This is a genomic window from Salmonella sp. FC25216 (assembly GCF_057751355.1).
In genome coordinates, this window is sequence record NZ_JBDGON010000003.1 from 11,066 (window position 1) to 24,339 (window position 13,274).

The window sequence follows — 13,274 nt, forward strand, 5'->3', positions numbered from 1 at the left end:
GACCGGGGTGAGCGAGGACAAATTGGCAAGGCCGATTTGAACGCCGCTTGCGGTGGCCCTTTAGGGCGAGGCCCGGAGGACCGAGTCATGCCAACGCACATGCAACTTGAAGTATGACGGGTAAATAGATAAGTCAGGGTAATCACGCCTATGAAACCTCGTCAGCGTCAGGCCGCGATTCTGGAGCACCTGCAAAAACAGGGAAAATGCTCGGTTGAAGAACTGGCCCAGTACTTTGACACAACAGGCACCACTATCCGCAAAGATCTGGTCATTCTGGAAAATGCCGGAACCGTCATCCGTACCTATGGCGGCGTGGTGTTGAATAAAGAAGAGTCCGATCCGCCTATTGATCACAAAACGCTTATCAATACCCACAAAAAAGCGCTGATAGCCGCAACCGCCGTGAAATATATCCATGACGGCGACTCCATTATTCTGGATGCAGGAAGCACAGTGTTACAGATGGTGCCGTTGCTTTCGCGTTTTAGCAACATCACGGTTATGACCAACAGCCTGCATATTGTCAACGCGCTATCGGAACTGGACAACGAACAAACTATCCTGATGCCCGGCGGCACCTTCCGTAAAAAGTCGGCGTCGTTTCACGGTCAGCTAGCGGAAAACGCCTTTGAACAGTTCACCTTTGATAAACTTTTCATGGGGACTGACGGTATTGACCTGAACGCCGGCGTGACCACGTTTAACGAGGTTTACACCGTCAGTAAGGCAATGTGCAATGCCGCACGCGAGGTGATTCTGATGGCGGACTCCTCAAAATTTGGTCGTAAAAGCCCCAATGTGGTGTGCAGTCTGGAAAGCGTCGACAAACTGATCACGGACGCCGGTATCGATCCGGTATTTCGTCAGGCGCTGGAAGAGAAAGGGATTACCGTTATCATAACCGGAGAAACCAATGAGTGATGCACTACTAAATGCGGGCCGTCAGACCTTAATGCTGGAGTTACAGGAAGCCAGCCGTCTGCCGGAGCGCCTGGGCGATGATTTTGTCCGCGCCGCCAATATCATTATTCACTGTGAAGGCAAAGTGATCGTTTCCGGTATTGGCAAGTCAGGCCATATTGGTAAAAAAATCGCCGCGACGCTTGCCAGTACCGGTACTCCCGCTTTTTTTGTTCATCCTGCGGAAGCGCTACATGGCGATCTGGGGATGATTGAAAGCCGTGACGTGATGTTATTTATTTCCTATTCCGGCGGCGCAAAAGAACTCGACCTCATCATCCCTCGTCTGGAAGATAAATCCGTCGCGCTGCTGGCGATGACCGGTAAACCTCACTCTCCGCTGGGGCGAGCGGCAAAAGCCGTTCTGGATATTTCCGTCGAGCGTGAAGCCTGCCCGATGCATCTGGCGCCGACGTCCAGTACCGTCAACACGCTGATGATGGGCGATGCGCTGGCGATGGCAGTAATGCAGGCGCGCGGTTTTAACGAAGAAGATTTCGCCCGTTCGCATCCGGCTGGCGCACTGGGCGCGCGTTTACTTAATAATGTGCATCACCTGATGCGCCAGGGCAATGCAATACCGCAGGTAATGCTCACCACCAGCGTGATGGATGCAATGCTGGAACTTAGTCGTACCGGGCTGGGGCTGGTGGCGGTTTGCGATGAGCAACATATTGTGAAAGGCGTCTTTACCGACGGCGACCTGCGTCGCTGGCTGGTGAGCGGCGGTGCGCTCAGCACGCCGGTAAGCGAAGCCATGACGCCCAACGGAATTACGCTCCAGGCGCAAAGCCGCGCCATTGACGCCAAAGAGATCCTGATGAAGCGCAAAATCACCGCCGCGCCGGTGGTCGATGAAAACGGTAAACTCACCGGCGCCATTAACCTGCAGGATTTTTACCAGGCAGGCATTCTCTAATCCTTCAGTCCCAGACGCTTCGCCAGCCGGTGCAGGTTGGCGACGTCGGTTTCCAGCGCCCGCGCGCTGGCCGCCCAATTGTGATTATTTTGCGCCAGCGCCTGGCGAATCATCTCTCGCTGGAAGTTCTCCGTCGATTCACGCAAATTGCGGCAGGTCGGCAGCGCCAGATCGCTTTCCGCAGGCGGCGTGGGTAAAACGTCATCTGACAAGGCAAAATGCTGCGCCTCCAGTACCACCTCCCCCCCTGCCAGGGTCGCTCTCGCCAGCACGACCGCACGGTGAATGGCATGTTCCAGCTCCCGAACGTTGCCTGGCCAGCCATAGTTGAGCAAATGACGGCGCGCGCCGGGACTCAGCACCACACGGGACAGCCCCAGCCGCAGTCGGCACTGCTCGCAAAAATAGCCCGCCAGTAACACCACATCATCGCCGCGCTCGCGCAGCGGCGGCACAAAGAGCGGGAAAACGCTCAGGCGATGGAACAGGTCAGCGCGAAAACGCCCCGCCAGCACCTCCTCTCGCAGGTCTCGGTTGGTCGCCGCCAACACCCGCACATCCACGCGCAGGCTGCGATCGTCGCCGACGCGTTGAATATCGCCATACTGCAATACGCGCAGTAGCTTGGCCTGTAGCGCCAGCGACAGTTCGCCAATCTCATCCAGAAACAGCGTACCCCTGTTGGCCATTTCGAACTTTCCGCTACGGTGGCTGATGGCGCCGGTAAATGCGCCTTTTACATGGCCAAACAGCTCGCTTTCCGCCACACTTTCCGGCAGCGCGGCGCAGTTGAGATAGATCAGCGGATTGACCGCTCTGGGGGAGCCCTGATGAATAGCTTTCGCCACCAGCTCTTTACCGGTCCCCGTTTCCCCCCCGATCAACACGTTAAGATCGGAGCTCGCCACAATCTCGATCTCTTTTTTCAACTGCATCATCGCAGGCGACAGGCCGATCATGTGCGTCTCTTTTCTCGGTTCGAACGCGTCAGACGCCCCCGGCAGTATGTTCTGGCTTTCCAGTTGTTCAATCAATAGCGCATTACTCAATGCCCCGGCGGTCAGCGCGGCGATAAGCCGCAGCTCTTCATCGCTGAATACCTCGAACTGCTCCGGCGTCATGGCATCAAGGGTCAGCGCGCCGATGAGGTTCTGTCCGGCAAACAACGGCAGACCAACACAGGCGTGGACTTTCAGGCTTTCCTGTCCGGGAATCAACCCGTCATACGGATCGGGCAAATCGCTATCGGCCGGAAAACGCACCACGTCCCCCGCACGGGCGATGGCCTCCAGGCGTGGATGCCCTTCCAGGGTAAAACGTCTGCCGAGAACGTCCTGCGCCAGGCCGTCAATCGCCAGTGGAATAAATTGTCGTGATTCATAACGCAACAGCGCCGAGGCGTCGCACGCCAGCACCTGACGCAGCGTAGTAATCAGCCGCTGAAAACGATCCTGATGCCCAATGCCGCGTTGTAACTCAATGGCGATGCCCGCCAATACCTCCACGGAAAAACTCATGGCTACCTCATTGTCATTTTGACAATACATAGTGTCATATTGACAGTACTATTTATAGTCTTTTTGACTACATCAAAAATATAAAATCATTATAATTTCATATAAATCAATTAGATGAAAAGTTGGCACACTACCTGCAATAAGCAAAACACTTTTTGCAAACGTTGAATGAATTGAGGTGGTTATGTCTATTCTGGTTAAAAATAATATTCATTGGGTTGGCCAGCGCGACTGGGAAGTCCGTGATTTTCACGGAACCGAATACAAAACGCTGCGCGGCAGCAGCTATAACAGCTATCTCATTCGTGAAGAAAAGAATGTGCTGATCGATACCGTCGATCATAAGTTTAGCCGTGAGTTTGTGCAAAATCTGCGCAGTGAAATCGACCTCGCGGACATCGACTACATCATCATTAACCATGCCGAAGAAGACCATGCGGGCGCACTGACCGAACTGATGGCGCAGATCCCGGACGCGCCTATCTACTGTACCGCCAACGCCATTGATTCTATCAACGGCCATCACCATCACCCGGAATGGAATTTTAAGGTGGTGAAAACCGGCGATACGCTGGATATCGGCAACGGCAAGCAGTTAATCTTCGTAGAAACGCCGATGCTGCACTGGCCGGACAGCATGATGACCTATATGACTGGCGACGCGGTGCTGTTCAGTAACGACGCCTTCGGCCAGCACTACTGCGACGAACGCCTGTTCAACGACGAAGTTGACCAGACCGAACTGTTTGAACAATGCCAGCGCTACTATGCCAATATCCTGACGCCGTTCAGCCGTCTGGTAACGCCAAAAATTACCGAAATCCTCGGCTTCAACCTGCCGGTGGACATGATTGCGACCTCACACGGCGTGGTATGGCGCGACAACCCAATGCAAATCGTGGAGCTGTATCTGAAATGGGCGGCAGATTATCAGGAAGATCGTATCACTATTTTCTACGACACCATGTCGAACAATACTCGCATGATGGCGGATGCCATCGCGCAGGGTATCAACGAAGTGGACCCGAACGTGGCGGTCAAAATCTTTAACGTCGCCCGCAGCGATAAAAATGAAATTCTGACCAACGTGTTCCGTTCGAAAGGCGTGCTGGTCGGCACTTCTACCATGAACAACGTGATGATGCCGAAAATCGCTGGTCTGGTGGAAGAGATGACTGGTCTGCGCTTTCGCAACAAACGCGCCAGCGCCTTCGGTTCTCATGGCTGGAGCGGCGGCGCGGTGGATCGACTGTCCACGCGCTTACAGGATGCCGGTTTTGAAATGTCCCTGAGTCTGAAAACGAAATGGCGTCCGGATCTGGATGCGCTGGAGTTGTGCCGTCAGCACGGTCGCGACATCGCGCGTCAGTGGGCGCTTGCTCCGCTGCCGGAAACCACGCAGAAAACCACGCCAGCCGAAGAAATCACAGCCTGCGCCGCCGCAGACCTCGGCCCTAAAATGCAATGCAGCGTATGCCAGTGGATTTACGACCCTGCGCTGGGTGAACCATTGCAGGATGTCGCGCCGGGTACGCCGTGGAGCGACGTGCCGGATAACTTCCTGTGCCCGGAATGTTCATTAGGTAAAGACGTATTCGACGTACTGGCGACGGAGGCAAAATGAGTCGGGGGATCATAATTATTGGCTCGGGCTTCGCCGCCCGCCAGCTCGTCAAAAATATCCGTAAACAAGATGCGAATGTGCCGTTAACCCTGATTGCGGCGGACAGCATGGATGAGTACAACAAGCCCGATCTCAGCCACGTTATCAGCCAGTCGCAGCGCGCCGATGATCTCACCCGCCAGTTAGCGGGGGAATTCGCTGAACAGTTTAATCTGCGCCTGTTCCCGCATACCTGGGTTGCTGACATTGATGCCGATGCCCATGTGGTGAAAAGTCAGGATAAGCAGTGGCAGTACGACAAGCTGGTACTGGCGATCGGGGCGGCGGCCTTTGTGCCGCTGATTGCAGGACGTGAGTTAATGCTTACTCTGAATAGCCAGCAGGAGTACCGCGCCTGTGAGACACAACTGCGCGACGCGCAGCGGGTGCTGATTGTCGGCGGCGGCCTCATTGGCAGTGAATTAGCGATGGATTTCTGCCGCGCCGGGAAAACGGTAACGCTGATGGATAACGCCGCCAGCCTTCTCGCCTCACTGATGCCACCGGAAGTGAGCAGCCGCTTACAACATCGCCTGACCGATATGGGGGTGCACCTGCTGCTGAAATCGCAGTTGCAAAAACTGGAGAAAACCGAAGCCGGTATCCGCGCTACGCTGGCAAGCCAGCGTAGCATCGAGGTCGATTCGGTGATTGCCGCCACCGGCCTACGCCCGGAAACCGCTCTGGCGCGCCGCGCCGGGGTAGTCATCAACCGCGGCGTCTGCGTGGATAGCTATCTACAGACCAGTCACCCGGATATTTATGCGATCGGCGACTGCGCGGAGATCAACGGTCAGGTGCTGCCCTTCCTGCAACCGATCCAGTTAAGCGCGATGTACCTGGCGAAAAATCTGCTTGGCGGCAACGCGCCGCTGAAGCTACCGGCGATGCTGGTCAAAGTCAAAACGCCGGAACTGCCGCTGCATCTGGCGGGAGAAACTCAGCGCCGCGATTTGAGCTGGCATATTACCGCAGAATCTGACGGTATGATTGCCAAAGGCATGAGCGGAGAAGGCCAACTACGCGCCTTTGTGGTGAGTGAAGACCGCATGAAAGAGGCGTTCACTCTGCTGAAATCATTACCGGTGTAAATGTCTGATGCCGGATGGTGAAGGCGGGTAAAACACAATGCGCCACCGGTACGCAACCGCAGGCCGGATAAAACGCTATGCGTCGCCATCCGGCCTGTTTCATCAGGCCAACCTGCGCGCCGCCGCAATGACCCCTTGCCCCAACGATAATCCGCCATCGCCCGCCGGTAACCGCTGCGGAAATAACAAATTAAAATCAGAAAGGTAAAAGGCAAGACGCGCGCGCAGTAAGCGGTTGTGTATCACCCCGCCACTGAAGACCAGAGTGGTTATCCCCCGCGCCGTAGCCTGTTGGCGCATTAGCGTGGCAAACCCGCACGCCAGCGCATCATGAAAAGCCCAGGCGCGTTGCGCGGGCGCGGCCTGCCAGTTCAACCATTGCCGCCAGAAAACGGCTACGTCCAGTTGAGCGCCGTTAAGCGGCATCGTTACCGAATGCTCAACGTTAGCGCATTGAGAGGCCAGCGCCTCCAGCGCGCAGGCGGCCTCGCCCTCATAGCTAAGCGATGCTGGCGCGCAGCGAAGCGCGGCGGCCACCGCGTCAAACAACCGCCCGCAGGAAGAGGCCAACGGGGCATTGACGCCGCGCTCAATGGCACGCGCCAGGACATTCCAGTTTTGCTGTTGCAGCCCCGCTGTCTCCGGGTAATCCTGCCAGTCCGGCACAAAGCGCAGGCACTGCGCTAACAGATTACGCCACGGCTGTTTGGCAGCCAGATCGCCTCCCGGCAGCGCCACGGCGGGTAACCCCCCTAAATGTTCGCATTCGCGATAATTGACCCGCAGACATTCTCCACCCCATAGCGCGCCATTCTCGCCCATCCCGATACCGTCTACCGTCAGGGCAATCACCTCTCCGCCGTCCAGCGGCCAACCATGCTCGGCCAGGCAAGCCGCCGCATGGGCATGATGGTGTAACACAGTCTCAGTCGGCAGACACATCTCACTGGCCCACTGACTGGAAACATAACCCGGATGCGCATCACAGACGATACGCTCTGGCGTAAAATCGTAGATTGACTGGATCAGGCGCAATGCCTCGCGCCACTGCGCCTGGATACCATCATCGCTGAGATCGCCCAAATGTTGGCTGACAACCGCCTGTTCGCCGCGTACCAGACAAAACGTGTTTTTCAGATCCGCGCCCAGACAAAGTATCGGCGGCACATCGTGAAATCCGGGCGGCAACGCAATCGCGTCCGGCACGTATCCCCGCGAACGACGCAGCATTTCACCGCTGTCGCGCACGACAGAGTCGTCCATGCGCTGTACAATGTCGCGATTGTGCAACAAAAAACCATCGGCAATTTCGTGTAAATCGTCCAGCGCCTGTTCGTTGGTGATGGCGGGTGGTCTGCCGCTCAGGTTGCCGGATGTCATCACCAGCGGGTCATTGAGCTCCTGCAACAAAAGATGTTGCAATGGGTTGGCTGGCAACATCACGCCCACCTCAGTAAGCCCCGGCGCGATGCCCTCACACAGCAAAGGCACATATTGCTTATCCACCAGCACAATCGGGGCTGCGGGAGTAGCGAGCAAACGGCGCGCCGCCTCCGGCAACGCCTCTGCGTCCGGCAGCATAACGGCCAACGGTTTAGCCGGGCGGCGTTTGCGCGCCCGCAATTTCGCCACCGTCTCGTCATTACGCGCATTGCAAGCGAGATGAAAGCCGCCAATTCCCTTCACCGCCACGATACCACCAGCCTTAAGTATTGCTACCGCCGCCTGTAATGCCGCCTCTTTTTCCGCTCGTTCATGTTGGCTCCGCCACTCAAGCTGCGGCCCGCAGGCCGGACAGGCGACGGGCTGAGCATGGAAACGGCGATCATACGGATCGCGGTATTCGCTGTCGCATTCCGGACACAGGGGAAACGTCGCCATCACCGTAAATGGCCGGTCATAGGGCATAGCGCAAATAATGGTGAAGCGTGGTCCGCAGTGGGTGCAATTGATGAAGGGATAACGGTAGCGCCGCTCGCCAGGGGTATTCATCTCGGCAAGACATGCCGGGCAGGTCGCCGCATCCGGCACGATTTGCGTGTTCATCGAACCGCCTGCGCTCTGACGAATGGCGAAATCCGTTGGTGTGCGCTCCCATATCAACGAGGCGTGTTCAACGCTGTCAATGCGCGCCAGCGGCGGACAATCCTGATAGAGCGCGGCAATAAATTGCGACGGCTCCTCCAGCAGCCGAACGACGACGCCGTCGCCGTCATTACACACGTCGCCGTGTAATCGCAACTGCTGCGCTAGCTGCCAGACAAAAGGACGAAAACCGACGCCCTGTACTTTGCCCCGAATGCGTAGCTGTACGCCGGAAGGCGTGTCTGTCACCATCTCATTTTCCCGCCATCATCGAACCCGGATGCCTGATGGTGCCGCGCTTATCAGGCCTACAATCGCACGAACCGTAGGCCGGATAAGGCATTGATGCCGCCATCCGGCAATGCTTTGTGGCGTATTCTACGCGCAATCGCAGAAATCAGAAAAGCAGAGATGCCGTTGAATCCAGCGCCGCACGACGGCGTTTTTCCGCGCTAAGCTGTTCAAGCTTATTACGGTCGACACAGATTAGGGCGTGCGTTGGACAGGCGTCCATACAGGCTGGACCGGCTTCACGATGGTGACACAGATCGCACTTGTTGGCTTCGGCTTTTTCGGCACGCACGTTCAGCCCCGCGCCGCTATTGCGAACCACCGGGCGCACCACCACTTCCATGGCGCCGTAAGGACATGCCACCACGCAGGTTTTACAACCAATGCAGCGTTCCTGCATCACATGAACAAAGCCTTTGTCGCGGCTGATGGCGCCATTCGGGCAGACGTTGGCGCACGGCGCATCTTCACACTGGCGACACAGCGTTGCCGTAGAGACGTTCACGCCTTTGATGACATGGATACGAGGTAAAAAGGTTTCAGGGGTCAGCGATGCGCAATCCTGATTATCCTGATGGGATACGACGCAGGCCACTTCACAGGTACGGCAACCAATGCACTTACTCGCGTCAGCAATGATGAAACGGTTCATCAAATTCTCCAGCAATAACAGATGATGTGCCGATGTATACACAAATCGTGCCAACATTTAACCATATGTTATATAATGGTATTTTATTTTAACCGGAGGGAAAAAGCATGTCATCGACACAAGTGACGATGACGGATGACAACCGTTCAGGGGATGAAAGAAATGCCGAATACCTCATTCGGCATCAAAAAGTTACGCCTCCGGCGCTTCCAGTCGCGCAAATCCGCCGTTTCCCTGCCACCCTTCCAGGCGCTGATAGATGGTGTTTACCGCGTCCTTAATCGGCTGGGTCATCGGATAATAAAACCCGACGATATCCGGCTGGATACCGAGAAAAATCACCTCGCCGACATCCTCTTTGAGCTGATCGACCAGATAGTTCAGCGGCATATTGTGGGTGGTCATCATAAACATTTCAGCGATATCATCCGGATCGATAATGCAGATCTCGCCCGGATTAAGTCCCATATCGGTGGCGTCGACAATCAACAGGCGGTCGGGGGATAGTTCGCGAATCGCCACAATGTCGTTTTCCGGCGCGCTGCCGCCATCAATCACCACCCAATTACCCTTCGGCTGCGCCGAGCACATTTCAGCCAGTAACGGGCCTGCGCCGTCGTCGCCCATCATGCTATTGCCGACACAGAGTAAAACGTCAGTCACGAAGCCTCCTCACCATCAGGTAGATGGCGCTTTCCTGATGAATGTCATGCAGCATACTGAGCATCAGTTTACTCCATTCTTGCTGCTGCGGGGTCTGCGCGGCGCGCGCGTTATCAAACGCGCGCGCCAGCATCGACACATGGTTAAAATCGATAACGATCTCGCCATACTTCGGCACGCCTTCCATTTTACGCCGGGCATCGCTTCCCTCTTCAAGGGTGGCGATCCACGCCAGATAGTCGTTCCACGGGCAGGTGAGCGCAGCCTCCAGGCAATCGATGACCCCCAGGTGGTGGCCAATCGCCAGGCTGTAATAGACAACCTGCTGCGCCTCGGCGGGCGTCGCATCGTTCTCATCAATAAACTTACGGCTCAGTTGACTGAACACCACCTGTTCGCTCATCGGATACGTGCCTCTTCAACAACATGATTGAGATGTGTGACAATTTCGGTTAAACGCGGATCGTTTTCCGCTTCCAGCCAACGCGCCACCTGCTGCTCACCTTGTCCCAACTGTGTCAGGTAATCATCGGCGATTTGACGACCGTAGCGATAACCCGCCAGCCGACGCGCCGCGCGATCTACCTTCACGCGCAGCGGCTGCACCATATCCGGATGCAGAATTTCCGCCGCCTGGTCGTCCAGTTCCCCTGGCGTGCGCGCGTGGATTTTCTGCTCCAGCAGGCCAAGCGCCATCGCAAAGCCATACAGCGTCGCCGCAGGCGTTGGCGGGCAGCCTGGAATATACACATCCACCGGGACGATTTTATCCGTACCGCCCCAGACGCAGTACAGGTCATGGAAAATGCCGCCGCTGTTGCCGCAGGCGCCGTAAGAGATACAAATTTTCGGGTCCGGCGCCGACTGCCAGGCACGCAGCGCCGGAGAGCGCATGGCGCGGGTTACCGCGCCGGTAAACAGCAGAATATCGGCATGGCGCGGCGACGGTACCACTTTGATGCCGAAACGCTCGGCATCAAACAGCGGCGAAAGCGTCGCAAAGATTTCGATTTCACAGCCGTTACAGCCACCGCAGTCCACGCGGTAAACGTATGCCGAACGCTTAATATTTTTCAGTAGAGACGCCTTCATGCTGGCGATGGATTCATCCACCGTCATCGGTACCGGAATGCCGTTGGCGTCACGCGGGCCTAATAAATTGCTCATTAGCTGACCTCTTTCATATGGCGAGTCAGTTCAATACGGTCGGACGGCACCAGGCATTTCTGACGCTTACAGTCCGGGCAAGTCTCAAAGCTTTCGCGGTGATGTTCCGCGCGGCTGTCGCCGTTGTGTTTGAGCAGCGCAATGGCGTAATCAATCTCTTTTTGCACGGCAAAAGGACGGTGACAAACGCGGCAGTGACACAGTGCAAAGCGGGACTGTTGCAGAAAATCCTCTTTCTTCCACACCGCCAGTTCATATTCCTGTGACAGTTTAATCGCCGCCGTCGGGCATACTTCCTCGCAGCGGGCGCAGAAAATACAACGCCCAAGGTTGAACTGCCAGGCCAGCTCATTGGTCGCAAGATCGGTTTCTACCGTCAGCGCGTTCGACGGGCAGGCATTAACGCAGGCGGCGCAGCCGATGCACTGCTGCGGGTTATGTTCCGGCTTGCCGCGGAAGTTTTTATCAACCGCAATCGGCTCCAGCGGATAAGACGAGGTCGCCGTGCCGGTTTTGATAACTTTTTTGATAAAGGTAAACATGGCGATTCCTTATTTCAGCGGCGAGTTTTTACGCTCAATGCTGTAGCGCTCAAGTTCTTTGTACGGCACGACTTTGCTCTTCTTCTTACGCACATCGACCACAGTCATACGGTCGGTACAGGAGTAGCACGGGTCAAGGCTGCCGATAATCAGCGGCGCGTCGGAGACAGTGTTGCCGCGCAGCATATAGCGCAAAGTCGGCCAGTTGGCGTAGGTCGCCGCACGGCAGCGCCAGCGGTACAACTTCTGGTTGTCGCCGGTCATGCTCCAGTGGATATCATCGCCGCGCGGCGCTTCAGCGAAGCCGAGCGCAAAACGGTGCGGAATATAGGTGAAGCCTTCCACCATTAGCGGGCCACCCGGCAGATTATCCAGACCGAAGTCGATCATATTCAGCGAGGTGTAGACTTCGTTGATACGGACTTTCAGACGGGAAATCACATCGCAACCCTGCTCGCTATGTACTTCCATCGGCAGCAGACCGTAGCCGACAAACGGGTGGTCGGCGCGGGTGTCGCGGGCGTGACCGCTGGCGCGCACCATCGGGCCGACGTTACTAAAGTCACGGGCAATTTCCGGTTCCAGACGGCCAATACCGACGGTACGCTGCTCCATATTTGGCGTACTGAGCAGCATATCCACCAGCTCCTGCACGTCGCGACGCATCTGCTGCGCCAGTTGACGGGTCTGGATCATATCCTCTTTCAGCAGATCGCGGCGAATCCCGCCGATCAGGTTCAGGCCGTAAGTTTTGCGCGCCCCGGTAAGGATTTCTGCCATCTTCATGGAGGTTTCGCGCACGCGGAAGAACTGCATAAAGCCGGAGTCAAAGCCGGTAAAGTGGCAGGCCAGGCCGAGGTTTAACAGATGCGAGTGCAGACGCTCCACTTCCAGCAAAATAGCGCGGATCATTTGCGCGCGTTCCGGCACCTGAATGCCCATCGCGTTTTCCACGGAGGTGGTGTAGGCGGTGCTGTGTGCGAAGCCGCAGATACCACACACGCGATCCGAAAGGAAGGTGACTTCGTTATAACCCATGCGGGTTTCCGCCAGTTTTTCCATGCCGCGGTGGACGTAGAACAGGCGGTAGTCAGCGTCGATAATGTTTTCACCATCGACGAACAGACGGAAGTGGCCCGGTTCATCGGAAGTGACATGCAGCGGGCCAATCGGCACCACGTTATTTTTCTTGTCACCCAGCTCGTTAATGAACTCGTAGGTTTCCGCATCGGTGGTCGGCGCCGGGCGCTGACGATAATCCATGCTGTCTTTACGCAGCGGATAGAGCTCATCCGGCCAGTCGTCCGGCAGTACCAGACGGCGCTCGTCCGGTAGGCCGACCGGGATTAAACCGTACATGTCGCGCACTTCGCGCTCCCCCCACACGGCAGCCGGCACGCGCGGCGTGACGGAGGGATATTCCGGCTTATTTGGATCAACCTCAACGCGCACCGTTACCCAGCACTTCGTGCCCAGCTCCATCGACATCACGTAATAAACAGCATAGTGGCCGCACAACTGGCGTTCGTCATTACCGAACAGCACCGACAGCCATCCACCCTGCTGGTAGTAAAGAAACTCCACCACTTCCGGCAGATAGTTCACTTTCACCGTAATAGTCAGCTGATCTTTGGTCTGCCAGGCTTCGTCCAGCACTACGCCCGGAAACGCCTGGTGCAGCGCCGCAAGGTATTGTTGACCTAATTTTTCTTCAGACATGC

General features: G+C 56.4%; 12 protein-coding genes. 4 read left to right on the forward strand and 8 right to left on the reverse strand.

What is annotated here, in order from left to right; genetic code table 11:
• Nucleotides 1-150 precede the first annotated feature (150 nt).
• Both srlR and gutQ read left to right on the forward strand, forming a co-directional pair.
• Nucleotides 151-924, forward strand: a complete 774-nt coding sequence (gene srlR / locus AC3G3F_RS06310) for a glucitol operon DNA-binding transcriptional repressor SrlR (protein WP_053509043.1) — start codon at nucleotides 151-153, stop codon at nucleotides 922-924.
• Nucleotides 917-1,882 carry an arabinose-5-phosphate isomerase GutQ gene (gutQ, locus tag AC3G3F_RS06315; RefSeq protein ID WP_079796140.1) on the forward strand — a complete coding sequence of 322 codons (966 nt, stop codon included), beginning with the start codon at nucleotides 917-919 and terminating at the stop codon, nucleotides 1,880-1,882. Before srlR ends, gutQ begins: the two co-directional genes overlap by 8 nt.
• Here gutQ and norR read toward each other — a convergent pair.
• A complete protein-coding gene (norR, locus tag AC3G3F_RS06320; RefSeq protein ID WP_079813754.1) occupies nucleotides 1,879-3,399 on the reverse strand; it encodes a nitric oxide reductase transcriptional regulator NorR in 1,521 nt (506 codons plus the stop codon). The two genes, gutQ and norR, sit on opposite strands and share 4 nt — an antisense overlap.
• Nucleotides 3,400-3,583: 184 nt before the next feature.
• Between norR and norV the strand changes: the two genes are divergently transcribed.
• Nucleotides 3,584-5,023, forward strand: coding sequence for an anaerobic nitric oxide reductase flavorubredoxin (gene norV / locus AC3G3F_RS06325; protein WP_053509049.1), 1,440 nt, complete (start codon nucleotides 3,584-3,586; stop codon nucleotides 5,021-5,023).
• The gene (norW, locus tag AC3G3F_RS06330) at nucleotides 5,020-6,153 is read left to right on the forward strand and encodes an NADH:flavorubredoxin reductase NorW (protein ID WP_488394674.1); all 1,134 of its coding nucleotides are present in this window, start codon (nucleotides 5,020-5,022) and stop codon (nucleotides 6,151-6,153) included. The genes norV and norW overlap by 4 nt, the downstream gene beginning before the upstream one ends.
• Nucleotides 6,154-6,255: 102 nt before the next feature.
• On the opposite strand, the gene hypF is transcribed toward norW, so the two are convergent.
• The 7 genes from hypF to hycE all read right to left on the reverse strand — a co-directional run bounded on the left by hypF (nucleotide 6,256) and on the right by hycE (nucleotide 13,272).
• On the reverse strand, nucleotides 6,256-8,490 hold the full coding sequence (hypF, locus tag AC3G3F_RS06335; protein ID WP_053509053.1) for a carbamoyltransferase HypF: 2,235 nt from the start codon (nucleotides 8,488-8,490) through the stop codon (nucleotides 6,256-6,258).
• Between the two features lie 145 nt (nucleotides 8,491-8,635).
• A complete protein-coding gene (gene hydN / locus AC3G3F_RS06340) occupies nucleotides 8,636-9,181 on the reverse strand; it encodes an electron transport protein HydN (RefSeq protein WP_023249373.1) in 546 nt (181 codons plus the stop codon).
• 192 nt (nucleotides 9,182-9,373) lie between these two features.
• Nucleotides 9,374-9,844 (reverse strand): hydrogenase maturation peptidase HycI, encoded by a 471-nt coding sequence (gene hycI / locus AC3G3F_RS06345; protein ID WP_023249372.1) that lies wholly within the window; start codon nucleotides 9,842-9,844, stop codon nucleotides 9,374-9,376.
• Nucleotides 9,837-10,247 carry a formate hydrogenlyase maturation HycH family protein gene (locus AC3G3F_RS06350; protein ID WP_023249371.1) on the reverse strand — a complete coding sequence of 137 codons (411 nt, stop codon included), beginning with the start codon at nucleotides 10,245-10,247 and terminating at the stop codon, nucleotides 9,837-9,839. Before AC3G3F_RS06350 ends, hycI begins: the two co-directional genes overlap by 8 nt.
• Complete coding sequence (hycG, locus tag AC3G3F_RS06355; protein WP_053529359.1) at nucleotides 10,244-11,011, reverse strand: formate hydrogenlyase subunit HycG; 768 nt, start codon at nucleotides 11,009-11,011, stop codon at nucleotides 10,244-10,246. Before hycG ends, AC3G3F_RS06350 begins: the two co-directional genes overlap by 4 nt.
• A complete protein-coding gene (gene hycF / locus AC3G3F_RS06360; protein WP_053529360.1) occupies nucleotides 11,011-11,553 on the reverse strand; it encodes a formate hydrogenlyase subunit HycF in 543 nt (180 codons plus the stop codon). The genes hycG and hycF overlap by 1 nt, the downstream gene beginning before the upstream one ends.
• Nucleotides 11,554-11,562: 9 nt before the next feature.
• Entirely contained in the window at nucleotides 11,563-13,272 is a 1,710-nt protein-coding gene (gene hycE / locus AC3G3F_RS06365; RefSeq protein ID WP_053529361.1) for a formate hydrogenlyase subunit HycE, read from the reverse strand.
• Nucleotides 13,273-13,274 lie beyond the last annotated feature (2 nt).

What these genes read in the sequence shown, in the direction of transcription:
- srlR (WP_053509043.1), top strand. Translation starts at nt 151, where the DNA reads ATGAAACCTCGTCAGCGTCAGGCCGCGATTCTGGAGCACCTGCAAAAA.
- gutQ (WP_079796140.1), top strand. Translation starts at nt 917, where the DNA reads ATGAGTGATGCACTACTAAATGCGGGCCGTCAGACCTTAATGCTGGAG.
- norR (WP_079813754.1), bottom strand. Translation starts at nt 3,399, where the DNA reads ATGAGTTTTTCCGTGGAGGTATTGGCGGGCATCGCCATTGAGTTACAA.
- norV (WP_053509049.1), top strand. Translation starts at nt 3,584, where the DNA reads ATGTCTATTCTGGTTAAAAATAATATTCATTGGGTTGGCCAGCGCGAC.
- norW (WP_488394674.1), top strand. Translation starts at nt 5,020, where the DNA reads ATGAGTCGGGGGATCATAATTATTGGCTCGGGCTTCGCCGCCCGCCAG.
- hypF (WP_053509053.1), bottom strand. Translation starts at nt 8,490, where the DNA reads ATGGTGACAGACACGCCTTCCGGCGTACAGCTACGCATTCGGGGCAAA.
- hydN (WP_023249373.1), bottom strand. Translation starts at nt 9,181, where the DNA reads ATGAACCGTTTCATCATTGCTGACGCGAGTAAGTGCATTGGTTGCCGT.
- AC3G3F_RS06350 (WP_023249371.1), bottom strand. Translation starts at nt 10,247, where the DNA reads ATGAGCGAACAGGTGGTGTTCAGTCAACTGAGCCGTAAGTTTATTGAT.
- hycG (WP_053529359.1), bottom strand. Translation starts at nt 11,011, where the DNA reads ATGAGCAATTTATTAGGCCCGCGTGACGCCAACGGCATTCCGGTACCG.
- hycF (WP_053529360.1), bottom strand. Translation starts at nt 11,553, where the DNA reads ATGTTTACCTTTATCAAAAAAGTTATCAAAACCGGCACGGCGACCTCG.
- hycE (WP_053529361.1), bottom strand. Translation starts at nt 13,272, where the DNA reads ATGTCTGAAGAAAAATTAGGTCAACAATACCTTGCGGCGCTGCACCAG.